Origin of the sequence: Bacillus sanguinis, assembly GCF_018332475.1 — a bacterium.
Taxonomy (GTDB): Bacteria; Bacillota; Bacilli; order Bacillales; family Bacillaceae_G; genus Bacillus_A; species Bacillus_A sanguinis.
On the sequence record NZ_BOQB01000485.1, the window covers coordinates 1 to 289 of the forward strand.

General features: G+C 56.4%; 1 pseudogene. It reads right to left on the reverse strand.

Going from position 1 to position 289, the window contains the following annotated elements:
* Positions 1–289: pseudogene (gene livJ / locus KI369_RS30000) on the reverse strand (branched chain amino acid ABC transporter substrate-binding protein LivJ); the annotation flags it as partial.

Here is a 289-nt window from a genome sequence, read left to right on the forward strand (position 1 = left end):
CAGGCCGTCCTGCACCGCTCGCGCCAGACCTTCGCCGTATTGCTGTTTGTCGTGAACGATAGCAATACGCTGCGGTTTCACTTTCTCAAGAATATATTTCGCCGCCGTCGGCCCCTGGTCGGAGTCCAGGCCGGTGGTGCGCAGGATCAGCTGATAGCTACGGGCGGTCAGCTCCGGCGCGGTTGCCGCTGGGGTGATCATTAAAATGCCTTCGTCTTCGTAGATATCAGACGCAGGCTGCGTTGATGAAGAACAGAGGTGACCAATCACGTATTTAATGCCGTCGTTA